Genomic DNA, 26,685 nt, shown 5'->3' on the forward strand with positions numbered 1-26,685 from the left:
AATATATTATAACAATCTTTCGTAAAAGTCTATTTTAACTATAAATAGCTTGACATTTTTTCTGATAATAATATTAGTTCCTCTAAAGCTTCCTTTGCATCTAAGACCTCTTGTTGTAATAATTTTACTGTTTCGTTTGTATTTTGAGTATTAGCAAGTGTTTCTTCTGAAATAGTTGCAACATTAGTAATTCCTTCATTTATTTTTAGATTATCATTACTAATTTCCTCTATTTTAGTTTTTACATTTAATACTCCACTTTCTAATGTTACTAATCCACCATTTAATTCTTTTAAATTAGTTGTTGTATTTTTAACTAATTCTTCCTCTTCATCTATAATTTCAGTAACTTCTTTTATTAAATCTGAAACATTTATAACCTCTTCTTCCAAAGCTTTAATAATACTATTAATTTCATTAGATGAATCTTTACTTTGTTCTGCTAATTTTCTTATTTCTTCTGCCACTACTGAAAATCCTTTTCCATATTCACCAGCCCTTGCTGATTCTATAGCTGCATTTAAAGCTAGTAAATTTGTTTTTTCTGCAATATCACTTATAATGTCTATAATAGATAATACTTTTTTAGTCTTATTTCTTAGTTCCTGTGATGTAATAAATACATTATTATTTTTATTTCTTATATCATTTGATTTAAATTCTAACTCTCCTATCATATTGAAAGTTTTATTAAAGGTATTTTTATTATCATTAAAATTCTTTTCCATGATTCTAGAACTATCTACAGCTAACTCAATATCATTTTTTATATTTTCTGACGCATTATTTTGTTCCTCAATGCTAGATGTTGTATTTTCACATCCATGCTCTATCTCTTTAACTGCATTATTAATACCCTTTGAAGAATTTTCTATAGTTTCAAATGTTTGTGAAATAGATTTTGTATTTTTATTTAAAAGTTCTACTGCATTTCTTATTTCAATTAATATTTTTTCTTGACTTTTGGCAATATCGGTTGCATTTTTTCGTTCTTTATCTGCACTCATTCTAATTTTATTAGAGATAAAAGTGATTATAAAAGCCATAATATAAAACATAAATATACTAAACATTTCTAATGTCATGCTTTTTCTTATAATATCATTATTTAAGTTAACAAATATCCATATTATATTTAATATGAAGGCCCCTGATATTGGTATAATCATATATTTATGATCTAGATAAACCATGCATATAACTATTAATGGTATTATTGTTATTGGTGCAATTACAGAATTTGTTCCAAATAATGTTATTGCATATACGATAGCATACGGTGTTCCAATTATATGTCTTACCTTTACGTTTCCTTTGTCTTTAAAATACATCATTATAAGGATTATTGTAGATATAATTATTAATCCAATTGCTAAGTAAGCAAAGTTTTCTTTTATATCACCTAAACTAATCATCCTTAAAAATCCAATTATTGTAGCTATAGATAATCCACTAGTAGCTATTACAAAACACTTATTGGGTAGCTTTATTTACGTTAATGTCCATATATTAATCCCCCTAAATTTATTATGCTCTTTATATTTTCGATATTTTTTAAATTTCCTTAATATTAATTTATAGAAATTCACACTAAATAAATTTTTATAAATTATTTTGAGTATCATTAATTGAGATGATATAATTTAACCCGAGGTGTTTAAATTGAATAGTTTAAAAATGTTAGATTCTTGCAGTTTATGTATTAGAAACTGTAATGTAAATAGAAATAAAAATAATCTTGGCTTTTGTAATTCATCTTCAACTATAAAGGTTGCTAGAGCTGACCTTCACCACTGGGAAGAACCTTGCATTTCTGGAACTAAAGGTTCTGGAACTGTATTTTTTTCTAACTGTAATCTTAAATGTGTTTTTTGTCAAAACTATGTTATATCAACTGATGGGAATGGAAAAGAAATTTCTATAGATAGGCTTAAGGAAATATTTCTAGAACTTCAAAATAAGGGTGCACATAATATAAATCTTGTTACTCCAACTCACTATGTTCCTCAAATAATTGAATCATTAAAACTTGCAAAAAAAGAAGGTTTAGTAATTCCTATTGTATATAATACAAATGGTTATGACTCATTAGAAACAATTAAAGCTCTTAATGGATTTATTGATGTATATCTACCAGATTTTAAATATATGTCTGATAAATATTCTACTAAATATTCAAAAGCTCCTAATTACTCAAAAAATGTACTGGAAATTATAAATGAAATGATTTCACAGGTAGGAATTTCAAAATTCAATAATGATGGTCTTATAGAAAAGGGAGTTATTATTCGTCATCTTATGCTCCCTAGTCTATTATTTGATTCTAAAAAGGTTATTGATAGCATATATACTTCATTTAAAGATACCGTTTATATTTCTTTAATGAATCAATATACACCGATGAATCAAGTTTCCATTTATCCTGAAATAAATAAACCCCTTAATCCAAAACATTACGACTCCTTAATATCATATGCCTTAGATTTAGGTATTAAAAATGGATTTATTCAAGAAGATGGTACAAATAGCAAAACATATGTGCCTAGTTTTAAAAATGAGGGAGTATAGCTCCCAATTTCCTCGCCAAAAGAAAAAGAGAGCAAATTTTAGCTCTCTTTAAATTAAACTATTTATATAATGGATATTTACCACATAATTTATGAACTCTTTGTTTTAAAGTTTCTAACTCTCCATCTCTATTAGAAATTGCATCATTAATTATAGAAGCAACTTCTTTAATAGCTTCTATATCAAACCCTCTAGTTGTTACTGCAGCAGTTCCTATTCTTACTCCTGATGTTACAAATGGGCTTCTAGTTTCATTAGGAACAGTATTTTTATTAACAGTAATTCCAATACTATCAAGTAAAATTTCTGCATCTTTACCTGTAATATCTTTATTGGTTAAATCTAAAAGAATTAAATGATTATCTGTTCCACCTGAAACAATTTTAAAACCATAATTAATTAATTCTTCACCTAAAACTTTGCAATTAGCAACTACATTTTCAATATAAGTCTTATAGCTAGGTTCTAAAGCTTCTTTAAAACAAACTGCCTTTGCAGCAATTATATGCATTAATGGTCCACCTTGAATTCCTGGGAAAATATTTTTGTCTAATTGCTTAGCATATTTTTCCTTACAAAGAATTAATCCACCTCTTGGCCCTCTTAAAGTTTTATGTGTTGTTGAAGTTACGAAGTCAGCATACGGTACTGGTGATGGATGCACTCCCGCAGCAACCAAACCTGCAATATGTGCCATGTCAACCATAAAAAATGCCCCTACTTCATCACATATTTCTCTAAACTTTTTAAAATCTATAACTCTAGCATAAGCACTAGCACCTGCAACAATAAGTTTTGGCTTATTTGCTAATGCTAATTCTCTTACATTATCATAATCAATAACTTCAGTTTCATTATCAACCCCATATGAAATAAAGTTAAATAATTTTCCTGAGAAATTAACTGGTGATCCATGAGTTAAATGTCCACCATGACTTAAGTCCATTCCTAATACTGTATCACCTGGTTCTAATATAGAAAAATATACTGCCATATTTGCTTGTGATCCTGAATGAGGTTGAACATTAGCGTGTTCAGCACCAAATAGTTCTTTTGCTCTATCTCTTGCTATATCCTCTATTTCATCAACTATATGACAACCACCGTAGTATCTTTTATTAGGATAACCTTCTGCATACTTATTTGTAAGATAGGATCCCATAGCTTTCATTACTGCTTCTGAAGCAAAGTTTTCTGAAGCTATAAGTTCAATCCCATCTTGTTGTCTTTTTAATTCCTTTTGTATTAATTCATAAATTGATTCGTCTTCTTTTGATATTTTATCAAAGTTCATAATTTCACCCCAAATTCCTTTTTTTTAAATTATAAATATAATTTAAAAAATAATCAACAACTTTAATATATAAATTTAACATTTAAGCCTAAAATTACATTTTTCTTATATTATAAGTTTTATTTTTAAAAATATTATTAGTATATTATATAGTTAATAACTAAAACTACTAAGTATAATATACTATATTTTAACTGTTTGTGATATAATACTTTAAAGAATTTTGCTTTAGAGGTGAATACTATGGATATGGATGAATTACTTCATGTTGCTACTTTTGCTGGAAAGATAATGCTTGAAAGTGGTGGTGAAACATATAGAGCTGAAGAAATAATTTGGAGAATTTGTAAGATATACGGTGTAGATGAAGCTGAAAGCTTTGTTACTCCAACGGGAATCATGGTATCGGTATGCCATGAAGGTAAAACATGTTCTCTTATAAGAAGAGTTTCTACGAGAACTATAGACTTAGATAGAGTTGATAAAGTAAATGACTTATCTAGAAATATCGTATCTAGAAATTTATCTGTTAAAGATTTAAAAGCTCAACTAAACATAATTAACAATGGTGAACGTTATAACAAATATACTACAATTTTAATTTCTGCCTTAGGGGCTTTTTGTTTTGTATTTCTTCTTGAAGGTACTCTAATAGATGCTATAGGTGCATTTTTTATAGGTATAATTATAAAGTTAACTTCAATTAAATTTGAGTCTCTTCAAATTAATCCATTTTTCATTAATAGTATTTGTGCTGGGATTGCTGCTATAATGGCAATATTTTTTCTTAAAATAGGCTTTATAAATAGTATTGACAAAACTATTATTGGATCTATAATGCTTTTAGTTCCTGGGCTTGCAATAACAAATGCTATTAGAGATACTATTTCTGGAGATTTAGTAGCTGGCTTAACTCGTTCAGCAGAGGCATTTTTAATTGCAATATCAATAGCAGTTGGAACTGGTGCAGTTCTTAGCTTTTGGATTTCTGTTTTTGGAGGTTTATAAATATGATAAGTCAGTCACTATTTGCTTTTTTTTCTTCTTTAGGCTTTGGAATACTATTTAATATAAAAGGTAAAAAATTATTTTTTGCTGCTCTTGGTGGGGGAATCGGCTGGTTTATAAGTCTTTATTGTTCAAAATTAGGTTTAAGTACATCTGCTTCATTTTTTATTGCTTCTGTAGTTTTTAGCATTTACTCTGAAATTTTTGCCAGAGTACTTAAAACACCTGTGACAACCCTTGTAATATGCGCCCTTATTCCTTTAGTTCCTGGTGGTGGTATGTACTATACTATGTATGAAGCAGTAACTGGTAATATAATGAAATCACTAGAAACAGGAATAACAACCCTTGCAAATGCTGGTTCACTTGCTGTTGGAATTATATTTGTTTCAACTATAACTAGGTTATTTGTATCTGCAAAGCGAAAAAGAGAATTTAAAGAACTATTACAAAAGAAAAGAAAAGCAAACTAAATCTGCTTTTCTTTTTTTAATTATTTAAATATATTAAATACACCTAATCCATATAAAAATATTATTAATATTGCTAATGGAGAAATATATTTAACAGAAGCTGAATAAAGTCCTTTTAACTTAAATTTATATAATCCTTCGCTTGATATTTCTTTGGTAGCATTTTTTACTCCCCATACCCAAGCAACAAATACGCATATTAGTATTCCACCAATTGGAAGAAATACTTGACCTGTTATAAAATCTAATGAATCAAATATATTCATTCCTTTTAAAATTTTTATATCTGATAATGGTCCAAAAGAAAGAATACTTGGTATTGCTAATATAAACAAAGCTAAAGTTACCATAGATATTGTTTTCTTTCTTCCTAAAGAAAACTGTTCAGAGATAAATGTAACTACAGTTTCCATTAAAGAAACTGTTGAAGTTAAAGCTGCTATTGAAATTAGCACAAAAAACATAAATTCAAAAAATTGACCAAATGGCATTGCTTTAAATACTGCTGGTAATGTTATAAATATAAGTCCTGGTCCTGCTGTTGGTTCCAATCCATATGCAAATACAGCTGGAAAAATAACAATTCCTGCCATTAATGCTATTATCGTATCTGCAATAGCAACTTGATATGATAATGTTACTAAATTTTCTTTTTTATTTATATAGCTACCAAATGTTATTATTATTCCCATTCCTAAACTTAAAGTATAAAATGAATGTCCTAATGCTTCTAATACACCATGTATTGATAATTGTGAGAAATCTGGTTTAAATAAAAATTCTAAACCTGCCTTAGCTCCTGGTAAAGTAACTGATCTAAAAATTAATAAAATAATAATTAAAACTAAAAGTGGCATAACTATTTTGCTAAACTTTTCTATACCTGTCTTTATTCCAAAAAATAATATAATTGCAGTTATAACTAGAACTAATAAAGTCATTAATGCAGGTTCTAATGGATTTATTGTTAAATTAGTAAAATATTCTCCAAATCCATCAGCTGGTATATTCTTTAATGAACCTGTTGCCGATCTTAAAATATATGAAAATACCCAACCAGCTATAATAGAGTAAAATGATAATATTATAAATGCTGTAGAAACTGCTAAATAACCTGACCAATGCCATTTTCCTTTTGGAGATATTTTTTTAAAGCTTTCTACTGCATTTACTTGATTTTTTCTTCCAACAGCAAACTCTGATAACATAACAGGGATACCTATAAGTAATATACAAGCTAAATAAACTAATATAAATGCCGCCCCTCCATTTTTACCAGTGATATAAGGGAATTTCCATATATTCCCCAAGCCTATAGCTGAGCCTGCTGCTGCCGCTAATATCCCTACTCTTGTACCAAAATTTTCTCTTTTCATTATTATCCCCCTTATTTGTTAAATTTTAATTTATAAACCAATTAATAGTATTATATATATAATAGAAATTTACTTATATTTTGTCAATAAATTTTCTTATTTTTTATCAATATATTAAAAATAATCATTTTTAATTAACATTTATTTATTTGTATATTATATTTTATCATTATAATTAAGAAAAACTAATTATCTATGAACTTATTAAATTGTAATAAAAAGAAAAAGCTATACAAAATAAAGAAATTAAATTCTTATATGCATAGCTTTTTCTAATAAACTTCTAAATAGTCTAAATTTAAAGTATTAATTTAGTTAATTAATACTACTATTTTACAAAAGTATTTATTGTTTTAATTAATCTTTTCAGACTTTCTTGTTGTTCTGTATCTTCTTCAATTCCTAAGCAATTATTAGCATAATGTTCTATAGTTAATCCTCCAACTTTATTTATTGCTGACCTTATTGCCGAAATTTGGACTAATATCTCTCCACAACAAACATTTTTTTCCATCATTCCCTGAATTCCTTTTACTTGACCTTCAATTCTTTTTAATCTATTTATTATATCTTTTCTTAATTTTTCATTTTCTTCATACATATTTTTTCCCTCCAAATATAAATACCTCCACATGGTATTTATATTTTAACATTTATAAATATATTTATTCAACTAAATATATTTTCTTCATTATTGATAATATTATTTATATAAGATATTATATAAATAATATTAGAAATTTTTTCAAGGAGGTTTATTATGCAAAATTTTAATTTCCAAAATAGTACTAAAATTATTTTTGGTAAAAATACAGAAAATAAAATAGGTAATGAAGTAAAAAAACATTCAAATAAAATATTACTTCATTACGGTGGTGGAAGCATAAAAGCTAACGGACTTTATGATAAGGTTATCAATAGTTTGAAAGTAAATAACATAGAAGTAATAGAACTATCAGGGGTAAAGCCAAATCCTAGAGTTTCTTTAGTTAGGGAAGGTATATCTTTATGCAAAAAATATAACATAGACTTTATATTAGCTGTTGGTGGTGGTAGTGTAATTGATTCTGCTAAAGCCATAGCTGCTGGAGTAAATTATCAAGGTGATGTATGGGATTTATTTACTGGAACCCCTATTAATCATGCATGTTTAAAAGTTGCAACTATTCTTACAATACCTGCTGCTGGAAGCGAAACAAGTTCTGGCACAGTTATTACAAATGAAGATGGTTTTTATAAATTAAGCACAGGGCACCCTTCTTTAAGACCTGTTTTTTCTATAATGAATCCTGAACTTACATTTACATTATCAAAATATCAAACCGCTTGTGGTATAGCTGATATGTTAGCTCATGTAATGGAAAGATATTTTACTAATGAAAAAAATGTTAGTGTTACTGATAGATTATGTGAAGGAACTATGAAATCAATAATAGAAAATGGTATTAATCTAATTAATAATCTAGATAACTATGATTATAGAGCAGAAATAATGCTTGCTGGTATGGTTGCACATAATGATTCCCTTAGTATTGGAAGAATTGGTGATTGGGCTAGTCATGATATAGAACATGAAATTAGTGCAATTTACGATATCCCCCACGGAGCTGGCCTTGCTATAGTTTTTCCAGCATGGATGAAATTTGTATATAAACATGATATAAATAGATTTGTTCAATTTGCTAATAGAGTGTTTAATGTCGAAATAAATATTAACAATTTAGAAGAAACAGCCTTAGAAGGTATTTCTAGATTAGAATCTTTCTTTAAAGCTTTAAATTTACCTACTTTATTGAAAGAAGCCAATATAACAGATGAGTATATTGATGAAATGGCTAGAAAATTAACGGCATATAGAGATCATGCAGGTAGTTTTGTTGAAATTCGCTATAAAGAAGCTCTTTCAATTCTTAAACTTGCCCTTTAATTAATAGCATTAGAAATGGTTAAAAATAAGTACACTTATTTCTAACCATTTTTTATTTGTTAAGATATCTTAAAATATTCTTTTAAAATAACAGCTCTTATAGATTCATATTTTATATGATCTGGAAGTTGTTTTTTTATAATGCTAATTTTATCATATCCATTTTTATTGCAGGCATCTATTATAATAGAAATATCATCTTTATTATAGTATTTTTTTAAATTTAAGTTTAATTCTAAATCTCCAGTTTCTTTTATATAATCAGTTACATATCCTAAAATTGTAGAAATCGATGTTTCTATTTCTGTTGAAATATACTCAATATTTATATTTTTCTTTAACATATCTAAAGCTATCTCTGAATTACTTCTTGTCTCTCCATCTATAATTAATTTTTTTCTATTCTTTTCTTTCCAAGAAACATCTACATTATTTTCTATTACGTATTTTTGTACTTCAGATATAATTTTCTTTCCATAAGATTCAATTTTTTTTGGTCCTATTCCTCCGATATCCTTTAAATTATCAATATTTAGTGGATATCTACCACTTATTTCTTTTAATGTATTCTTAGATAAAATCATTTGTGGTAATACCTTTTCTTTTTTTGAAATTTCTTCCCTTATAATTAATAATCTTTTAAGTAATAAAGTATCACTAGTTACTTCGAAAAAATTCGTTTCCTTTAAATTCTCATCATATTCTAATTCATTATTATCCCTTTTTATAATTATATTATTTTCATTTACATAATTCCTTATTATTTCTATAAATCTTTCTCCATACTTTTCAAATTTTATCTCTCCTATTCCTGAAACTTCTAAAAGTTCTTTTCTTTCTAATGGATACTTAATACTCATTTCTTTTAAAGTTCCATCACCAAAAATCATATAAGGAGGCACTTTTTCTTCAGCTGATATATTAAATCTTAATTCCCTTAAAATTTCAAATAATTCGTTACTTTCACTTTCTCTTCTTTCAACTTTAAACTCTTTAAACTGTACGCTTTCTTCTCCTTTAAGAACTTTAATCGAATTATTATTTAATCGTAAAACAGGATAAGTACCCTCTATAGAATCTAAATATCCATGAGATATTAATGTATTAATAAAGTTTTTAAGATTTTCATTTGAATAATCTTTCATTATTCCATAAGTTGATAAATTATTAAAATCAAATTGCATTACTTTTTTATTTTTAGAACCTCTTAATACATCAATAACCATTGTAGCTCCAAAACTTCTTTTCATTCTATAAATACAAGATAGAACTTTCTGAGCATCTATAGTTTTATCTATTACTTCACCTTCATTAATACAATTACTACAGTTATTGCAATCTTCATAAACCTTATCCCCAAAATAATTTAATATATATTTTCTATAACATCCATTGCTATAAATTAAGTCCACCATTTGTTGCAGCTTTTTATATTGATTATTTTGTCTTTCTATATTTTCTGTTCCAATTTCAATAAGATATTTTTGAGTATGAATATCTCCTGGAGAAAATAATAAAATACACTGACTTTCTTCCCCATCTCTCCCTGCTCTACCAATTTCCTGATAATATCCTTCTATATTTTTAGGCATATTATAATGAATTACATATCTAATATTAGGTTTATCTATTCCCATTCCAAATGCATTGGTAGCAACCATAATATTTATTCTATCATGAATAAAATCCTCTTGATTGCTTTTTCTTAACTCATCTGATAAACCAGCATGATATTTACTAACTGAAAAATCAAATTCCTTTAATAAGTCATATATATTATCCACTTCTTTTCTAGTTGCTGCATATATAACTCCAGATTGATTCTTATTATTTTTAATATAATCAATAAGATATTTTTTCTTATTTACCGCTTTTATTATATTTATTTTTAAATTTTCTCTATCGAATCCTGTTACAAATATTTTAGGATTGTTTAACTTTAATAGTTTAACAATATCTTCTTTAACCTCATCAGTAGCTGTTGCTGTAAATGCTGTAACTATAGGTCTTTTTTCTAATTTTTCTATAAAATTATATATACGTCTATAGCTTGATCTAAAGTCATGTCCCCACTGTGATACACAATGAGCTTCATCTACTGCAACTTGACTTATATTGCATTGTGTTATTGCATATAAAAATTCATTACTATCTAAACGCTCTGGCGCTATATAAATTATTTTATATTCATTGTTTCTAATTCCATTAATTATTTCATTGAAAGCTACTGTACTTAAAGAGCTATTTATATATGTTCCTTCTATACCCATTTCTCTTATTGCATCTACTTGATCTTTCATTAATGATATTAATGGAGATATTACTATTGTAATTCCTTCTAACATTAATGCTGGTACTTGGTAACATATAGATTTACCTCCTCCAGTAGGCATTATGGCTAGAAGATCATTTCCCTCTAGTATGTTGCTAATTATTTCTCCTTGACCTTTTCTAAACTTCTTATATCCATAATACTTTTCTAGAACTTCCAAAGCATTATTAATCACTATAAACCACTCCTATCCCTAACTTAATTATAATACTTACCATTAAGTTTTGTTTATATACAACCCTTACAATTCCTTAAGTAAATATATTTACAACAAAAAAGACTTTTAAAAGCTTATTTCAATTAAAAGTCATCTTTTCTGCAAAACAATTATTAAAATTATACGTTTCTATAAAAATTCTTCTTATATTGATGAATTATTTTCTATATTTATTCTATTTACTTTATTTTTATTGTTTCTATAAAATAAAACTTTATATACCACAATTAATATAATAATTAATACAAAAATAATTAATGCATACATCTGAAAAACTTCTTCTGGTAATACATTTATAATTGGATCTGTTACTGGATCAAAAAGCCAATAATTATTATTAAAAAATATCTTATGAAACATTATAAACGTTTTTGAGAAATCAATATATACACATATTAATAATGATATTATTGAAATAGAAAGTAAATTTGCTGAATAATTAAATATTTTATATACTTCTTTTTTATACTCTTTTTTTCTTTTTATAATTAAAGTAGCTATAAATATTAATGCTATTATAAATAAAGCTATATATATTATTAAGAATATCTTTTTCACCTCATAAAAATGTATTGCCCCATCTGTACTAGTTGGAAAGTTATTCATTTTTAAATCCTTTATAAATGGATTTTGAAGATATTTTATTAATATTTTATAATCACTCATAAGCTCAATATTAGATATTTCTCCTATGCTAGTTAAATTATACTTATTAATAGCATATTGATATATAGAGGTTATATTTAATACTGATATAACTGCTATTCCTATAGTAAAGAAGCTCGTACATATTACTAATAAAACTCTAATAAGAAAATTTATACTTTTTTTCATAATACACCTCTATTCTTATATTTTATATATTAACTTATTCAATAATATCATAGTTATTTAACTTTAACCATAGCTATATTTATATATAAAAAGATGCTAGATATGTATCTAACATCTTTTTAATTAATATTATTTTTTAAACTATATTTTTATTTTTATATTTCCAAAATAACATTGCAACAATTAGTAAAATTAAACAAATAGTTGCATATATAAAAAATAATGGATTTCCAATACTACCAAATAAAATAATTAAGGATCCTATTATAGCAAGGATTGGATTTAAACGCCCTCTCCATATACCTTTTATTTCTCCTTTTCTACCCATTTTAAATACTTTAATATATAAAAGTATATATAATAAATAATTAATTGTTATTGATATCTCTGAAATATCACTGTTTGGTAAATATCCAAACTTTTGTGTTATGTAATGAATAATAAGCCAAAATAAACTTATAATAAAGGCAATTACTGATGATACTACAGGCATTCCTAAGTTAGAATTAACCTTCTCCACCGCTTTTGAATTTGGAAACATTCCTCTGATTGCTAATGAATAAGGCATTCTAGTATATCCCATTGTAAGCCCATTTACAGTTCCTAATATAGAAATTACTACAAATGTAAGAACTAACTTTGCTCCCCAAGGTCCGAATATTTTATTTGCAGCTAAATCAACATGTGCATCACCCATACTCATAACCGTTTCTGGTCCAACATAAATACTAATTCCAACAAAATATAGTATATATATAACTAATATGAACAGTGGTGCAATAATAAGTGCTTTTGGTAAATTTCTTTTACAATTTTTTATTTCATGTCCTATGGATGTTGAAATAATCCATCCATCAAATGAAAAGGCAATTGGTGCAATTGCTGCAATCCAGCCTACTGATTTCATTGCTGTTACATCTCCAGGTGAAATTGTTCCTGGATTTCCAAAAAATAATCCAGCAAAAGCTATTAATACAAGCGGGATTATTTTAATTACTGTAGATGCATTTTGAAAATAACCTCCTAATTTTGCTGATAGAACATTAACTATAAATAAAACTATAATTACTACAAGTCCTATTAATGTTTGAATTAATAATGTTCCCTCTATTCCAAAAAGCATACATATATAAATTCCTGATACCCAAGATACTACTGCAATTAAAGTAGGATAATATAAAAATGTATGAAACCATCCAAATGCACATGCTATTGATTTATTATATGAATACTCTGCATAAGTAATAATTCCTCCAGCCTTTGAGTTTCTTGAAGCTAATTCTGAAATAGTAAGACTTCCAAATATTATACCTGTAGCTGCAATAGCAAAAACAAGTACACCTAATGAAATACTTCCACCTGTTGCAACTAAAATATTATCACTCTTAAAAAATATACCTGATCCAATTACTATTCCTACAATCATTCCTATGGCTGTAAATAATCCATATTCATTTTTCTTCATAAGTCACCTCTTTTAAATTAAGTTTAAGTTTTCTATAGAAATATATAAAAACAATATATCATAAATTGACAAAAATAAGAATAGAAATTTAATTAATTTGTTATTAACAATTTACATATTATTTTTTGTCATAATATGTAAATTTACTTTCTCTAAATACATGCTAATATAACTATTAATAAATTAAAGTAAAAAAGTTTAAAGAATAATTCTTTAAACTTTCTTACTTTAATTTATATTTCCTTTATAATTTCTTCTACCCATTTACAAAGATTTACAGATGCTTTTTTAGCAGTTTCAACAACTCTTTCATGTGAATGCTTTACTTTTTGTATTCCTGTAGCCATATTAGTTATACAAGCTATTCCTAATACTTCTAAGCCTAAATAATTAGCTGCTATTGTTTCTGGAACCGTTGACATCCCCACTGCATCTGCTCCTTGCCCTCCTATTGATCTAATCTCTGCTGCCGTTTCATAATATGGTCCTTGGAATCCTGCATATACACCTTCTTTATACTCTATATTCAATCTATCTGCAATTTCCTTAGATTTTTGTATAAGATTAAGTTTATATGGTTCAGACATATCTGGGAATCTTACTCCTAGTCTTTCATCATTAACTCCTATAAGTGGGTTTGTCCCAAATAAATTAATAAAATCATTTATAAGCATTAATGTTCCTGGAGCAAATGACTTATTAATTCCTCCACAAGCATTTGTAACAATAATCTTTTCTATACCTAGCATTTTCATTACATATACAGGATATGTAACTTCTTTCATAGTATATCCTTCGTAATAATGAAATCTTCCTTGCATTAAAAGAACTTCTACACCTTCAATATCTCCAAATACTAACTTTCCTTCATGTCCAGAAACTGTTGAAATTGGAAAGTTTGGAATCTCCTTATAATCTATATATTTTTTATTCTTCACTACGTTTACTAAATCTCCTAGACCTGACCCAAGTATAACACCAATTCTTGGATTATTGGAAATCTTTTCTTTTATAAATTTAACTGATTCTGCTATTTTATCATACATAACTCTCTTCTCCTTTAGTAAAATTTAATTTTATTATATATTATTTTGACTTATAATAGAAGTATATTTAAATGGAGGTTGTAAATTTGTATAAACTTTTTATAATTTATCTTATATTTATAAATTTATTTTCATTATTACTTATGTATGTAGATAAACAAAAAGCAATAAAACATAAATGGAGAATAAAAGAATCTACATTAATGTTTATTTCAATTTTAGGTGGCTCTTTAGGTTCTTTATTAGGTATGAATTTATTTAGACATAAAACAAAGCATATAAAATTCTCCTTAGGCATTCCTATAATAATTTTAATTCAAGTTTCTTTATTTATTTATTTTATACTAAAGAAATAAATATTAAAAAGGAAGATTATATTAATATTAATTATTAATTACGAAAAAATCACCAATGAAATATTTTATATCTCATTGGTGATTTTTTATAGTCTAAAAAATTATTCTTCTGTTTTATTTATTGTTAATCCTAATTCTATAATTTGTTTTTCATCAGCAACATTTGGAGCTTCACTTAAATAGCAATATACATTTTGGTTTTTAGGGAATGCTATTACATCTTTAATATTTTCTGTTCCTGCTAAGAACATTATCATTCTATCTAAACCAAATGCTAATCCTCCATGTGGTGGTGGACCAAACTTAAATGCATCTATTAAGAATCCAAATCTTTCTTGTGCTGATTCTTCTGTAAATCCTAATGCTTTAAACATTCTAGTTTGAAGCTTAGAATCATGAATCCTTATAGATCCTCCACCTAATTCTTCACCATTTAATACTAAATCATATGCCTTAGATCTTACAGCTCCTGGATTAGTTTCAAGCATATCTAAATCTTCATCCATTGGTGATGTAAATGGATGGTGAGCTGCATGATATCTTTCCTCTTCTTCATCATATTCAAATAATGGGAATTCTGTAATCCAACAAAAATTAAATTCTGATTTGTCTTTTATTAAATTAAATTGTTTAGCAAGCTCTAATCTAAGTGCTCCTAAGCTTTGGAATACTACTGAATTCTTATCTGCTACTATTAATATAGCATCGCCTGTTTCAGCTCCCATAGTTTTAATTATATTTTCAGTAACATCATCACTTAGGAACTTAGCTATTGAAGACTTAACCCCATCTTCTTTTAATTGAATCCACGCAAGACCTTTAGCTTTATAAGTTTTAACAAAGTCTACTAATTTATCTAATGGTTTTCTTCCAAGTTCTGACCCACCTTTTAGACATAAAGCTCTAACTGATCCCCCATTTTCTATTGCAGATTTAAATACTACAAAATCCATATCCTTAACATTTTCAGTAATATCAGTTATTTCCATACCAAATCTTAAATCAGGTTTATCTGATCCATACTTTTCCATAGCTTCTTTAAAAGGCATTCTTCTTATTGGAAGTTTAATTTCATGACCTACCACTTCCTTAAATACATGAGAAACTAACCCTTCATTCATAGCTATAACATCGTCTTCCTCAACAAAACTCATTTCTAAGTCTACTTGAGTAAATTCTGGTTGTCTATTTGCTCTTAAATCTTCATCTCTAAAGCATTTAACAATTTGATAGTATTTATCAAAACCTGACACCATTAATAATTGTTTAAAAATTTGTGGTGATTGTGGTAATGCATAAAACATACCTGGATAGTTTCTTGATGGAACTAAATAATCTCTAGCGCCTTCTGGAGTACTTTTAGTTAGCATTGGAGTTTCTACCTCTAAAAATCCATTATTATCTAGATAGTCTCTAACTGCCTTTGATGCTCTATTTCTAATCATAAATATTCTTTGCATATCTGGTCTTCTTAAATCTAAATATCTATATTTAAGTCTTATACTTTCAGCTGCATCTAAGTTTTCTTTTATATATATTGGTGGTGTTTCTGACTCAGATAATATCTTTAAGCTTTCACACTTAAGTTCTACTAAGCCAGTTTCCATATTTGTATTTGGAGCTTCTCTTAAAACAACCTCTCCTGTAACTGCAATACAATATTCTGGTCTAACATCCTTAGCCTTTTCAAAAGCTTCAGCATTAATTTCTTCGCCAAACACTATTTGCATTATTCCAGTTCTATCTCTAAGGTCTATAAATTGAAGACCTCCTAACTTTCTATTTCTTTGAACCCATCCCATAAGTGTTATTCTTTCACCTACGTTAGCTTCTCTTACATCTCCACACATTAGGCTTCTTTTTAAGCCACCTAAAGCTTCACCCATTATTAACTTCCTCCTAACTACTTAATAACTTTTGTTATTTCTTCTATATTTTCTAAATTCACTTCAAATTGTTCGCCATCAGACATTCTTTTAAGTCTAATAGTTTTGTTTTGAAGTTCATCCTCTCCTAAAATTGTAGTAAATTTAGCACCAATTTTATTAGCATACTTCATTTCTGCTTTTACGCTTCTTCCCATATGATTAACTTCAGTTTTAACTTCTGAATTTCTTAATTTATTTGCTAAAGTAAAAGCTGCAAGCTTTGCCTCATCTCCCCTAGCTCCTATATATAAATCAAATAAATCTTCTTTTGGAATATCAATATTTTCTTTTTCTAAAGTCATTATAAGTCTTTCAACACCCATAGCAAATCCAACTGAAGGCATTTCTGGTCCACCAAGTTGTTCAATTAACTTATCGTATCTTCCACCACCACAAACTGTAAAATCATCGTTTAATATTTCAAATATTGTTTTAGTATAGTAATCAAGCCCTCTAACTATTCCTGAATCCACAATATATGGAATATCTAAGCTATCTAAATATTTTTTTACTTCTGTAAAGTGGCTATCACACTCTTCACATACATAATCTAATATTATAGGTGCACTCTTTGTAATCTCATTACATTTCTTTTCTTTACAATCTAATATTCTCATAGGATTCTTTTCAAATCTAGTTTTGCAAAGTCCACATAAATTGTCGTAGTTTTCTTGTAAATATTTTTTTAACGCTTCATTGTATTTAGGTCTACATTTAGGACATCCTAAATTATTTATATTTAAACTTAAGCTTTTTAAGCCTAAATTCTTAAGCACATTCATTGCAAAAGCAATTACTTCTGCATCCATACTTGGTTCCTTAGATCCAAATATTTCTGTTCCTACTTGATGGAATTGTCTAAGTCTTCCTTTTTGTACATTTTCATATCTAAAACATGGTATTGAATAATAAAGTTTTGTTGGTTGAGCTTCATTGAATAATCTATTTTCTATAAATGCTCTTACTGTTGGAGCTGTTCCCTCTGGCTTTAATGTAATACTTCTATTTCCCTTATCATTAAATGTGTACATTTCCTTTTGAACTATATCAGTTGTATCACCTACACCTCTTAAAAATAACTCTGTATGTTCAAATATAGGAGTTCTGATTTCTCTCATCCCATAAAATTTTGCAGTATTTTTGAATGTTTCCTCAACAAAGTGCCACTTATAAGCATCTTCTGGAAGCATATCTTTAGTACCCTTCGGTGCCTGAATATCCATATTTTTCCCTCCTATTTTAAGTAAAGAGTATCTAAAAGCTTTTGCTTCCCCTCTACCATTTCTTTAATTCTAGTTGTATATTCCCTAATATCTTTTATATTAGCAAATCTCTCAATTCTATTTTCATCTAAAAATACCACTTTAGAAACTGCATCTGCTCCAAGTGCTATTATGGTTTGCTTATCCTCAATCATTTGTATATTATAAATACATTCTTTTCCCTTTTTAGAATATCCTAAATTCTCCATATTTCCAACCATATTTTTTTGTCTATACATATAATATGGATCTAAATTCAACTCTTTTGCAAGATTTCTACTTTCTTCATACATAGCAGTAAGTTCATCCTGCCTTTTTATTTGAATTCCTTTTTTTAAAATAAAATTCTCATAAAGTATTGATGCTCTCTTTAATGATAGTCCATGAACAGTTAAGCTATCTGGAGAAAGTTTTAAAATTTCATTAGCCGTATGTTTAACCTCTTTAAGCCCTTCTCCTGGCAAACCTATTATCATATCCATATTTATATCATTAAATCCTAGCTCTCTTGCTAATTTAAATTTTTCTATAACATCTAAAGAATTATGTCCTCGTCCTATCATATTTAATGTTTTATCATTCATAGTTTGAGGATTTATACTTATTCTAGTTGTATTATATTTTTTCATAGTTTCTAACTTTTCTTTAGTTATACTATCTGGTCTACCACACTCTACTGTAAATTCTACAACATTTTTTCCCTTAATGAAAGCACTATAAATTTCTTTCATTAAACTTTCAAACTCCTCATTATTTACTGCAGTTGGTGTTCCACCACCAAAATAAACTGATTCTATATTTAAGTTTCTATCTTCAACATACTTTTTCATTTCTCTTATTTCATATGTTAAGGCTTCTAAATAAGGATTAACTAACTTTTTATTTCCTCCAATAGGATTTGCTGCAAATGAACAATAAAAACATCTAGTTGGACAAAATGCCATACCTATATAAATAGCTATATTTTTAGAATTACTATTAACAAATCTTTTTTCTGCATTAGCAACATCAATACAAAGTTTCGCCTTTTCTTTAGATGCTAAATGCTTTTTATTAAATATGCTAATAACCTCTTCATCTTCTCTTCCTTCCTCAAGAAGCTTTAATGCTATTTTAGATGGTCTTATTCCAACAAGAGTTCCCCATGGATATTCATCTTTCGTTATATCTTTTAAAAAAGAAAAAATTAACTTTTTTATCTCTTCTTTAAGATTATCACTTACTAAAGTTTCTTTATATAGTTCCTTATATGATATATCTACTTTATTTTCTGTTATATTTATATAGTAATCTCCATCATCTTGAAATTTTAATTCATGAAGTGGAAAGTAGATATTAAACATTTGATATACATCATATCTATATTTTAAATCATTTAATGTGATTTTTACTTCCATTTTTTCTCCTTATGCTAAAAAAGGATTTCTCATTCTTTCAAATATAATTGTAGACTTTGGCCCATGTCCTGGATATACTTCTACGTTACTTTCAAGAACCATAAGTTTTTCCTCTATGCTTTTAATTATTTCATCAAAGTTTCCTCCTGGAAAATCTATTCTTCCAATAGACCCTTGGAATAATGTATCTCCAGTAAAAACCTTATCCTCTATTAAAAAACACATTCCACCCTTTGTATGTCCTGGTGTATGTATACATTTTATTATTAGATTTCCAAGTTTTAATATATCTCCATCGTTAATAAACCCGTATATTTTAGGCAATTTACCAAATACAAATTTATCCTTTTCCATATATTCTTCTTCCTCTTTATTCATTAAGACTTCTACGTCATATTTATTCTTAATATCAACAACCCCACCATTATGATCTGCATGGGCATGAGTTAATAGAATATACTTTATTTTTACTCCTAAAGATTCTACTACACTTATTATATGGCTTGAATCACCACCTGGATCTAATATAGCTCCCTCATTTGTTTCTTCATCAATAATTATATAACAGTTTGCCTGTAATGCTCCTGCTGGTATTGTTTTTACTATCATTATTACTCCTCCAATCTAGAAGTTTCTTTTACTATCTAAAAGTAAAGTCACGGGTCCATCATTTTGAATATCTACTTTCATATGTGCCCCAAACTTTCCTGTTTCAACCTTTAGAGAAGATTCTTTAAGTAACTCTATAAATTTATCATAAAGCTTTTTAGCCTCTTCTCCTCCTTGTGCTTCCATAAAATTGGGTCTTCTTCCTTTTCTACAATCACCATAAAGGGTAAATTGAGAAATAACTAATAGTTCTCCTTTTACATCTAAAATAGAAAGATTCATTTTATCATATTCATCTTCAAATATTCTTAAATTAATAACTTTATCTCTTATATATGTTAAATCATCTACAGTATCATCTTTTGATATTCCTACTAGTATATTTAATCCCTTACCAATTTCTCCAACTATCTCTTCATTAACAACAACTTTTGAAGAAGATACTCTTTGAACTATAGCTCTCATAGTATAACACATCCTTTAGTTATTCATTCTATATACATCCATAACACCTTTAAGTCTTCTTATTTTTCTCATAAGCTCTTTAAGTTGCTCTACAGAATCAATCTTAACTTTAATATTAACCATAGCTACATTACCTTTAGATGATTTTGCATTTAAAGCATTTAAAGGTAAATTAGCCTCTGTTATTATTATCATAATATCTGATAGTATCCCCATTCTATCTTCTGCTTTAACCTGTATTTCAGCAACATAAGCAGCTCCTTTAGCTGTCCCCCATGTTACTTCTACTACCTTATCACTATCATAATCTATTAGTGCCTTTAAGTTACTACAATCTGATCTATGAACTGATACTCCTCTACCTTTTGTTATATATCCTTGAATATCATCTCCTGGAACAGGATTGCAACATCTTGCAAATCTAACCATTAAGTTATTAAGTCCTTTAACTGTAATTCCATAATTATTATTTAAAGGTTTCTTTTCGCTTTTAGCAATATGGTCATCAATATTTTTATTAATATATTCTTGATTGCTTTTATCCTTTTCTGATAAGTTTTCTTCTTTTAATCTAGAAATAAAAGAAGATGCTGCTATTTGCCCAATTCCTATTGCTGCATATATATCTTCAATACTATGTATATTATATTTCTTTAATAGCTTTTCATAAGTTTCACCCTTAGCTATTTCGTTATATACTACGCCTTGCTTCTTTATCTCTTTTTCAAATAGATCTTTACCTTTATCTATATTCTCCTCTTTCTTTGCTCTTTTAAACCATTGTCTAATTTTACTTTTAGCCTGATTGCTTTTTGCCATGTTAAGCCAATCCATATTAGGCCCATTAGCATTTTTAGATGTTAATACTTCTACAATTTCTCCTGTTTTTAACTTATAATCAAGAGGAACTATTTTCCCATTAACCTTTGCTCCAATACATCTATTCCCAATATCTGTATGTATTCTATACGCAAAATCAATTGGAGTTGCACCATTTGGTAAATTAATAACAACACCTTTAGGAGTAAAGACAAATATTTCATCAGCAAACAAATCTATTTTAAATCCTTCAATAAACTCCTCTGCATCTGCTGTTTCCTTTTGCCACTCTAACATATCTCTAAGCCATGCTAGCTTGTTTTCAAAAGATTTTTCCTTATCTTCTTGAGCATCACCCTCTTTATACTTCCAATGAGCTGCTATACCATATTCAGCAGTTTTATGCATTTCGAAGGTTCTTATTTGTATTTCAAAAGTTTTACCTTGTGGTCCAATTACAGTTGTATGTAATGATTGATACATATTAGGCTTTGGCATTGCAATATAATCCTTAAATCTACCTGGTATCGGCTTATATATGGTATGTACAATTCCTAAAACTCCATAACAATCCTTTACCGAATTTACAAGAATTCTTATTGCTGTTAAATCAAATATTTGCTCTATACTTTTATTTTTATTAACCATCTTCTTATAAATGCTATAAAAATGTTTAGGTCTTCCATCTATATCACAGTCAATTTCCGCATCTTCAAGTTTTTTATATAAATCATTTGTAATCTCTAAAATATAGCTTTCTCTTTCAACGCGTTTTTCTGCTATTTGTTTAACTAAATCATAATATTCCTCTTCATGCATATATCTAAATGAAAGGTCTTCTAACTCCCATTTAATTTTAGAAATACCTAGTCTATGGGCAAGAGGTGCATAAATATCTAAAGTTTCTTTAGCTTTTTGCTTTTGCTTCTCTTTACTCATAAACTTAAGTGTTCTCAAGTTATGTAATCTATCTGCAAGTTTAATAATTATTACTCTAATATCTTTAGCCATAGCTAATAACATTTTTCTTACATTATCTGCTTGTTGTTCTTCTTTTGTTTTATATTCTATCTTTCCTAATTTAGTTACACCTTGAACTAAGTTTGCAACTTCTTCATTAAACATATCTCTTATATCTTCATATGTATAGTGAGTATCCTCTATAACATCATGGAGCAACCCTGCTACTATAGTACTTGTGTCCATCCCCATTTCAGCTAATATTATTGATACATCAATTGGATGGATTACATAAGGCTCTCCTGATTCTCTTCTTTGTTCCTTATGTGCCTCTGTGGCTAAATCGTATGCTTTTTTTACAATATCTATATCTATGTTAGTACAATTTTCTTTTATTTTTTGTAACAGGCTCTCTATCATTTGGACCACTCTCTCCTTTAATCGGATTAAATTCTAAAATCAATGGCTGGTTTAAAAAACCAGCCATTTTCTTTTATTATATAATATTTAAATATATATTTCAATAAAATTAGATATCATATTGAACTAATGATACAACTTCGTATCCCTTTAATTTATCTCTTCCATTAAGTTCTGTAAGCTCTATTGCAAAATCTAAAATCACAACTTCTCCACCTGCTAATTCAACAAGTTTTGCAACAGCTTCTATAGTTCCACCAGTCGCTAGTAAATCATCAACAATTGCAACTCTTTGACCTTTTTTAATAGAATCTTTGTGAATTTGTAATGTATCAGTACCATATTCTAAATCATAAGTTACACTTACTGTTTCACCTGGCAACTTTCCTGGTTTTCTTACTGGCACAAATCCAATTCCCATAGCATATGCAACTGGAACTCCATATATAAATCCTCTTGCTTCTGGCCCTACTATTAAATCTATATTCTTATCTTTTAAATGTTCAACCATTTTATCAATTGAATACTTTAAAGCATCTCCATCACCTATTACAGTTGTAATATCCTTAAAACTTATACCTTCTTTTGGGAAATTTTCAATTACTCTTATTTTTTCCTTTAGATCCATTATAAATCCTCCATATTTAAAAATTAGAACTATATAATAATTATAAACTATTTTCTTTAATATAAAAGCTATATTTATAATACTACTTTCTATAAATACAATTATTATATAGTTATTTTTGACTTGTTTAGATATTTCGTTATTTGTTCTGCTCTTTCTTTTTTAGTTGTTGTTAATAATTCTATAATAATTCGTGCATTATCCATCATTCTTACAGCATTCATAGTTGGTGTAATAACATCAATAATCTTTAATATGCACTCATCATCCATTTCTACTATATTATAATAATTCATTATTGCCCTTAATCCATGATTATTTGTGTTAATTAGAAATTTACGCCCTTCTTTTAATATGACTCCATTTTCTCCTTTTAAGGGAACTTCAGCCCATTGCTCTCCAATTAAAATTAAATCCAAATATTTATTAATGCTTTTTATGTTATAGTAAATCGCAACTGCTTGCATTAACTTAAAGGCTAATCCACTAATAGATAAATTTTTATATCTATACTGACAACCTTTTTGATTTGGATTTATATATATGTAATTTTTTTCGTCGCTTATTTCTTTATTTTCCAAAACCATCAAATCTATACCAAGATCCTTACAAAGCGCTTCTTCATCTTCTGAGTTTAACCCGATTCCTAGGGTAATCAGAAGCTGTCCCCCTAAAAAATTAACATTATTAATAATATCCTGCGAGGTAATTCCAGAAGTATTTGAATCTTCATCATGAATTATATATTCTATATCTGCATTTAAATACTTAAGCACTAAGCTTAAAGAAGCAATAGCACATAATCCATCTACATTTGGCACACCATAAATAACAATCTTTTCTCGATTGTTAATAGCTGCTACCATACGTTCAATCGCTTTATTCATATCTTTAAGTATAAAGGGATTATATCCAGTTATGTAATTTGGACTATAAATACTCTCCCAAAACTTACGCATGATAAACTCCTCCATAAAACTTAAGAAAACACATATATTATAATTGAAAATACTCTATATTACAAATGTTTTCTATGAAAAAAGCAATAAACCTCCATTTTTTTCGGAGGTTTACTTTTACTGTAAGTTTTTACCTAACAACTTATGCTGTTACAACTTCTTTTTTATTGTTTTTTCTATTCTTTAATATAACCCATACTGGTGATGCAATAAATATTGAAGAATATGCTCCTGCTGCTATACCTATAATTAGAGGGAATGAAAACTCCCTTACTGTAGGAACAAATATATTAACAGCAACAATTGTAGCAAGTGTTGTTAATGTTGTATTTATCGATCTTGACATCGTTTGAGTTAAGCTTTTATTAGCTATCTCTTCAACTGAAACTCTTCTCATATTTTTAACATTTTCTCTTATTCTATCAAATATAACTATTGTATCATTCATAGAGTATCCAACAATAGTTAATATTGCTGCTATAAATGGTGTATTTACAGGTATGTTAAATATTGCAAAAACGCTTAAGGTAATTAATAAATCATGAACTAAAGCTATAACCGCTGCAATTCCATAATTCATTTCAAATCTTATAGCTATATATATAAGCATAGCTATACAAGCAACTAAAAGAGCTAATATAGAATTTCTTGTTAACTCATTACCTATTGATTCTCCTATTTCATCTTGAGAAAGTAATGCTTTATCATCTAAATTATACTTTTCTTTTAAAGCTTTAAAAACTTCTGATACTTTTTCACTATTAAGATTTTTAGATTTTATTTCATATTGGGTTTTTTCAACTAAATTTGTTGTAGCATCTGGAACTATTTTTTTAACTACATCGTCAACTTCTGGTTTATTGAATCCTTCTCCTAATTCAATAATTACTTTTGTTCCACCTTTAAAATCAATACCAAAATTTAATCCTCTAGTGAATATAAAGCCTAATCCAACAATTATTATTATAGAAGATATGGCAAACCAAAGCTTAGTTTTTTCTATAATTTTAAGCATTTTTAGCCCCCCTCTTTACTCTAAATTGTCCAAGACTTTTTAAAAGTCCCATTTCTACAGTTAAATTTATTAATATCTTTGTTACTGTTAATGCTGTAAATAAACTTAAAGCTATACCAATCATTAGGGTAACTGCAAATCCTTTAACAGCACCTGATCCAATAAAGTATAAAATTAATGCTGCTATAAATGTTGTTGCATTAGAGTCTACTATAGAAGACATTGCATTTTCAAATCCACTTTTAACTGCACTTTTTATAGAAATGCCTTTTGCTAATTCTTCTCTAATTCTCTCAAATATAAGAATATTAGCATCTACCGCCATACCTATAGTTAATAATAACGCTGCAATACCTGGAAGTGTCAATGCAGCTCCTACCTCTACAAAAACTAAAAGTACTAATGAAATATATAAAGTTAAAGCTATACAAGCAATAACCCCTGGAACTCTATAATAGATTATCATAAATAAAAATACTAATGTTAACCCAAGAACTCCAGCTTTCATAGCATTAGGTAACGCTTCTGCACCTAGTTGAGCTCCTACATTTTTAACTGATACTGCTTTAATTGTAACTGGAAGCGCTCCTGAATTTATAACCCCAGCAAGCTTAGTTGCTTCATCCATTGATGAACTTCCTGTAATAACAGCATTTCCATCATTTATTACACTTTGAACAGTTGGTGAAGATACTTCTTCTCCATCCATTGTAATACTTATTTTCTTTCCTAAATTATTCGCTGTAGCTTCAGCAAACTTTTTTTGTCCATCGTTATTTAATTCTAATGATACAACTGGTCTTGTTGTTTGATGGTCAATAACTGCTGTTGCCTCTTTAACATCTTTTCCTGTTAAAACAATATTTCCTTCTGAATCTTTAAATTCTAAGTTTCCTGTTTTACTTAAACTATCAACTATTTCATTTGAGTCAAATGCACCTGGAATATCTATTCTTATTCTTCTTTCTCCTTCTGTAGTAACTACAGTTTCTGATACACCAATTTTATTAACTCTAACCTCTAGTAACTGTTTAGTCTTTTGAAGATTATCTGTTGTCACATTTTCATCTTGTATCTCCATAAGTACTGAAACTCCGCCTTGAAGGTCTAATCCTTTTGTTAACGCCTTATCAAAAGACTTAAACTCCCATCCCGCTACTTCAAAACCCTTAAAGCCTGCAAATGCTAAAGAAAAAATAGCGACTATGCATATAACAAATATAATTGAGCTTTTAATTTTACTCTTGCCTTTTGCTTTCATGTTCTTCCCCCTCTGTTACGTTTTCATTTTAAATTATATTACTTATGTAATGTAATATCAAGCACA

At 27.7% G+C, this 26,685-nt stretch carries 23 protein-coding genes; 5 read left to right on the forward strand and 18 right to left on the reverse strand.

All coding sequences use genetic code 11. The features are described 5' to 3' along the window. Window positions 1-38: 38 nt before the first annotated feature. Complete coding sequence (locus ACYQ1T_RS15015) at window positions 39-1,415, reverse strand: methyl-accepting chemotaxis protein (protein ID WP_459836335.1); 1,377 nt, start codon at window positions 1,413-1,415, stop codon at window positions 39-41. A 262-nt stretch (window positions 1,416-1,677) separates the two neighbouring features. Between ACYQ1T_RS15015 and ACYQ1T_RS15020 the strand changes: the two genes are divergently transcribed. Further along, window positions 1,678-2,568 (forward strand): radical SAM protein, encoded by an 891-nt coding sequence (locus ACYQ1T_RS15020; RefSeq protein WP_459836591.1) that lies wholly within the window; start codon window positions 1,678-1,680, stop codon window positions 2,566-2,568. Between the two features lie 58 nt (window positions 2,569-2,626). On the opposite strand, the gene glyA is transcribed toward ACYQ1T_RS15020, so the two are convergent. Further along, the gene (glyA, locus tag ACYQ1T_RS15025; RefSeq protein ID WP_459836337.1) at window positions 2,627-3,862 is read right to left on the reverse strand and encodes a serine hydroxymethyltransferase; all 1,236 of its coding nucleotides are present in this window, start codon (window positions 3,860-3,862) and stop codon (window positions 2,627-2,629) included. Window positions 3,863-4,105: 243 nt separating this feature from the next. On the opposite strand from glyA, the gene ACYQ1T_RS15030 reads away from it, so the two are divergent. Both ACYQ1T_RS15030 and ACYQ1T_RS15035 read left to right on the forward strand, forming a co-directional pair. Then, window positions 4,106-4,870 (forward strand): threonine/serine exporter family protein, encoded by a 765-nt coding sequence (locus ACYQ1T_RS15030; protein WP_459836339.1) that lies wholly within the window; start codon window positions 4,106-4,108, stop codon window positions 4,868-4,870. Window positions 4,871-4,872: 2 nt separating this feature from the next. Further along, window positions 4,873-5,343, forward strand: coding sequence for a threonine/serine exporter family protein (locus tag ACYQ1T_RS15035; RefSeq protein ID WP_459836342.1), 471 nt, complete (start codon window positions 4,873-4,875; stop codon window positions 5,341-5,343). Window positions 5,344-5,363: 20 nt separating this feature from the next. Here ACYQ1T_RS15035 and ACYQ1T_RS15040 read toward each other — a convergent pair whose 3' ends face one another. Both ACYQ1T_RS15040 and ACYQ1T_RS15045 read right to left on the reverse strand, forming a co-directional pair. Beyond that, entirely contained in the window at window positions 5,364-6,719 is a 1,356-nt protein-coding gene (locus ACYQ1T_RS15040; protein ID WP_459836344.1) for a sodium-dependent transporter, read from the reverse strand. A gap of 328 nt (window positions 6,720-7,047) precedes the next feature. Beyond that, window positions 7,048-7,320: a metal-sensitive transcriptional regulator gene (locus ACYQ1T_RS15045; RefSeq protein WP_459836593.1), complete on the reverse strand. Its 273-nt coding sequence runs from the start codon at window positions 7,318-7,320 to the stop codon at window positions 7,048-7,050. A gap of 159 nt (window positions 7,321-7,479) precedes the next feature. On the opposite strand from ACYQ1T_RS15045, the gene ACYQ1T_RS15050 reads away from it, so the two are divergent. Next, window positions 7,480-8,646 carry an iron-containing alcohol dehydrogenase gene (locus ACYQ1T_RS15050; protein WP_459836346.1) on the forward strand — a complete coding sequence of 389 codons (1,167 nt, stop codon included), beginning with the start codon at window positions 7,480-7,482 and terminating at the stop codon, window positions 8,644-8,646. 59 nt (window positions 8,647-8,705) lie between these two features. On the opposite strand, the gene recQ is transcribed toward ACYQ1T_RS15050, so the two are convergent. The 4 genes from recQ to ACYQ1T_RS15070 all read right to left on the reverse strand — a co-directional run bounded on the left by recQ (window position 8,706) and on the right by ACYQ1T_RS15070 (window position 14,540). Continuing rightward, a complete protein-coding gene (gene recQ, locus ACYQ1T_RS15055) occupies window positions 8,706-11,153 on the reverse strand; it encodes a DNA helicase RecQ (RefSeq protein WP_459836348.1) in 2,448 nt (815 codons plus the stop codon). Window positions 11,154-11,339: 186 nt separating this feature from the next. Continuing rightward, a complete protein-coding gene (locus ACYQ1T_RS15060) occupies window positions 11,340-12,029 on the reverse strand; it encodes a TIGR01906 family membrane protein (protein ID WP_459836350.1) in 690 nt (229 codons plus the stop codon). Between the two features lie 136 nt (window positions 12,030-12,165). Beyond that, complete coding sequence (locus tag ACYQ1T_RS15065) at window positions 12,166-13,494, reverse strand: APC family permease (RefSeq protein ID WP_459836352.1); 1,329 nt, start codon at window positions 13,492-13,494, stop codon at window positions 12,166-12,168. Between the two features lie 233 nt (window positions 13,495-13,727). Next, the gene (locus tag ACYQ1T_RS15070) at window positions 13,728-14,540 is read right to left on the reverse strand and encodes a purine-nucleoside phosphorylase (RefSeq protein WP_459836355.1); all 813 of its coding nucleotides are present in this window, start codon (window positions 14,538-14,540) and stop codon (window positions 13,728-13,730) included. A 71-nt stretch (window positions 14,541-14,611) separates the two neighbouring features. Between ACYQ1T_RS15070 and ACYQ1T_RS15075 the strand changes: the two genes are divergently transcribed. Then, window positions 14,612-14,896 carry a DUF1294 domain-containing protein gene (locus ACYQ1T_RS15075; RefSeq protein WP_459836357.1) on the forward strand — a complete coding sequence of 95 codons (285 nt, stop codon included), beginning with the start codon at window positions 14,612-14,614 and terminating at the stop codon, window positions 14,894-14,896. A 101-nt stretch (window positions 14,897-14,997) separates the two neighbouring features. Here the strand turns inward: ACYQ1T_RS15075 and aspS are convergent, their stop codons facing one another. The 10 genes from aspS to secD form a co-directional block, all read right to left on the reverse strand. Beyond that, on the reverse strand, window positions 14,998-16,782 hold the full coding sequence (aspS, locus tag ACYQ1T_RS15080) for an aspartate--tRNA ligase (protein ID WP_459836359.1): 1,785 nt from the start codon (window positions 16,780-16,782) through the stop codon (window positions 14,998-15,000). 17 nt (window positions 16,783-16,799) lie between these two features. After that, window positions 16,800-18,047: a histidine--tRNA ligase gene (gene hisS / locus ACYQ1T_RS15085; protein ID WP_459836362.1), complete on the reverse strand. Its 1,248-nt coding sequence runs from the start codon at window positions 18,045-18,047 to the stop codon at window positions 16,800-16,802. Window positions 18,048-18,058: 11 nt separating this feature from the next. Further along, complete coding sequence (locus ACYQ1T_RS15090) at window positions 18,059-19,483, reverse strand: coproporphyrinogen III oxidase (RefSeq protein WP_459836364.1); 1,425 nt, start codon at window positions 19,481-19,483, stop codon at window positions 18,059-18,061. A 9-nt stretch (window positions 19,484-19,492) separates the two neighbouring features. Continuing rightward, window positions 19,493-20,092 carry an MBL fold metallo-hydrolase gene (locus ACYQ1T_RS15095; RefSeq protein WP_459836366.1) on the reverse strand — a complete coding sequence of 200 codons (600 nt, stop codon included), beginning with the start codon at window positions 20,090-20,092 and terminating at the stop codon, window positions 19,493-19,495. 15 nt (window positions 20,093-20,107) lie between these two features. Continuing rightward, window positions 20,108-20,557, reverse strand: a complete 450-nt coding sequence (gene dtd / locus ACYQ1T_RS15100) for a D-aminoacyl-tRNA deacylase (protein WP_459836368.1) — start codon at window positions 20,555-20,557, stop codon at window positions 20,108-20,110. Window positions 20,558-20,572: 15 nt separating this feature from the next. Continuing rightward, the gene (locus ACYQ1T_RS15105) at window positions 20,573-22,756 is read right to left on the reverse strand and encodes a RelA/SpoT family protein (protein WP_459836371.1); all 2,184 of its coding nucleotides are present in this window, start codon (window positions 22,754-22,756) and stop codon (window positions 20,573-20,575) included. Window positions 22,757-22,865: 109 nt separating this feature from the next. Continuing rightward, window positions 22,866-23,384 (reverse strand): adenine phosphoribosyltransferase, encoded by a 519-nt coding sequence (locus tag ACYQ1T_RS15110; protein WP_459836374.1) that lies wholly within the window; start codon window positions 23,382-23,384, stop codon window positions 22,866-22,868. A 104-nt stretch (window positions 23,385-23,488) separates the two neighbouring features. Further along, window positions 23,489-24,343, reverse strand: a complete 855-nt coding sequence (locus tag ACYQ1T_RS15115) for a DHH family phosphoesterase (RefSeq protein WP_459836376.1) — start codon at window positions 24,341-24,343, stop codon at window positions 23,489-23,491. Window positions 24,344-24,485: 142 nt separating this feature from the next. Continuing rightward, complete coding sequence (gene secF, locus ACYQ1T_RS15120; RefSeq protein ID WP_459836379.1) at window positions 24,486-25,358, reverse strand: protein translocase subunit SecF; 873 nt, start codon at window positions 25,356-25,358, stop codon at window positions 24,486-24,488. Next, window positions 25,351-26,619 carry a protein translocase subunit SecD gene (secD, locus tag ACYQ1T_RS15125; protein WP_459836381.1) on the reverse strand — a complete coding sequence of 423 codons (1,269 nt, stop codon included), beginning with the start codon at window positions 26,617-26,619 and terminating at the stop codon, window positions 25,351-25,353. The genes secF and secD overlap by 8 nt, the downstream gene beginning before the upstream one ends. Window positions 26,620-26,685: the final 66 nt, after the last annotated feature.

The sequence above is a fragment of the Clostridium carnis genome, from assembly GCF_054657435.1.

Excerpts from the sequence above, each read along its gene's own strand:
- ACYQ1T_RS15045 (WP_459836593.1), bottom strand. The coding sequence starts at position 7,320 with ATGTATGAAGAAAATGAAAAATTAAGAAAAGATATAATAAATAGATTA.
- glyA (WP_459836337.1), bottom strand. The coding sequence starts at position 3,862 with ATGAACTTTGATAAAATATCAAAAGAAGACGAATCAATTTATGAATTA.
- ACYQ1T_RS15050 (WP_459836346.1), top strand. The coding sequence starts at position 7,480 with ATGCAAAATTTTAATTTCCAAAATAGTACTAAAATTATTTTTGGTAAA.
- dtd (WP_459836368.1), bottom strand. The coding sequence starts at position 20,557 with ATGAGAGCTATAGTTCAAAGAGTATCTTCTTCAAAAGTTGTTGTTAAT.
- secD (WP_459836381.1), bottom strand. The coding sequence starts at position 26,619 with ATGAAAGCAAAAGGCAAGAGTAAAATTAAAAGCTCAATTATATTTGTT.
- ACYQ1T_RS15020 (WP_459836591.1), top strand. The coding sequence starts at position 1,678 with ATGTTAGATTCTTGCAGTTTATGTATTAGAAACTGTAATGTAAATAGA.
- ACYQ1T_RS15115 (WP_459836376.1), bottom strand. The coding sequence starts at position 24,343 with ATGCGTAAGTTTTGGGAGAGTATTTATAGTCCAAATTACATAACTGGA.
- ACYQ1T_RS15035 (WP_459836342.1), top strand. The coding sequence starts at position 4,873 with ATGATAAGTCAGTCACTATTTGCTTTTTTTTCTTCTTTAGGCTTTGGA.
- ACYQ1T_RS15105 (WP_459836371.1), bottom strand. The coding sequence starts at position 22,756 with ATGATAGAGAGCCTGTTACAAAAAATAAAAGAAAATTGTACTAACATA.
- ACYQ1T_RS15070 (WP_459836355.1), bottom strand. The coding sequence starts at position 14,540 with ATGTATGATAAAATAGCAGAATCAGTTAAATTTATAAAAGAAAAGATT.
- ACYQ1T_RS15075 (WP_459836357.1), top strand. The coding sequence starts at position 14,612 with ATGGAGGTTGTAAATTTGTATAAACTTTTTATAATTTATCTTATATTT.
- ACYQ1T_RS15065 (WP_459836352.1), bottom strand. The coding sequence starts at position 13,494 with ATGAAGAAAAATGAATATGGATTATTTACAGCCATAGGAATGATTGTA.
- ACYQ1T_RS15015 (WP_459836335.1), bottom strand. The coding sequence starts at position 1,415 with ATGATTAGTTTAGGTGATATAAAAGAAAACTTTGCTTACTTAGCAATT.
- secF (WP_459836379.1), bottom strand. The coding sequence starts at position 25,358 with ATGCTTAAAATTATAGAAAAAACTAAGCTTTGGTTTGCCATATCTTCT.
- aspS (WP_459836359.1), bottom strand. The coding sequence starts at position 16,782 with ATGGGTGAAGCTTTAGGTGGCTTAAAAAGAAGCCTAATGTGTGGAGAT.
- ACYQ1T_RS15030 (WP_459836339.1), top strand. The coding sequence starts at position 4,106 with ATGGATATGGATGAATTACTTCATGTTGCTACTTTTGCTGGAAAGATA.
- ACYQ1T_RS15090 (WP_459836364.1), bottom strand. The coding sequence starts at position 19,483 with ATGGAAGTAAAAATCACATTAAATGATTTAAAATATAGATATGATGTA.
- ACYQ1T_RS15095 (WP_459836366.1), bottom strand. The coding sequence starts at position 20,092 with ATGATAGTAAAAACAATACCAGCAGGAGCATTACAGGCAAACTGTTAT.
- ACYQ1T_RS15110 (WP_459836374.1), bottom strand. The coding sequence starts at position 23,384 with ATGGATCTAAAGGAAAAAATAAGAGTAATTGAAAATTTCCCAAAAGAA.
- hisS (WP_459836362.1), bottom strand. The coding sequence starts at position 18,047 with ATGGATATTCAGGCACCGAAGGGTACTAAAGATATGCTTCCAGAAGAT.
- ACYQ1T_RS15040 (WP_459836344.1), bottom strand. The coding sequence starts at position 6,719 with ATGAAAAGAGAAAATTTTGGTACAAGAGTAGGGATATTAGCGGCAGCA.
- ACYQ1T_RS15060 (WP_459836350.1), bottom strand. The coding sequence starts at position 12,029 with ATGAAAAAAAGTATAAATTTTCTTATTAGAGTTTTATTAGTAATATGT.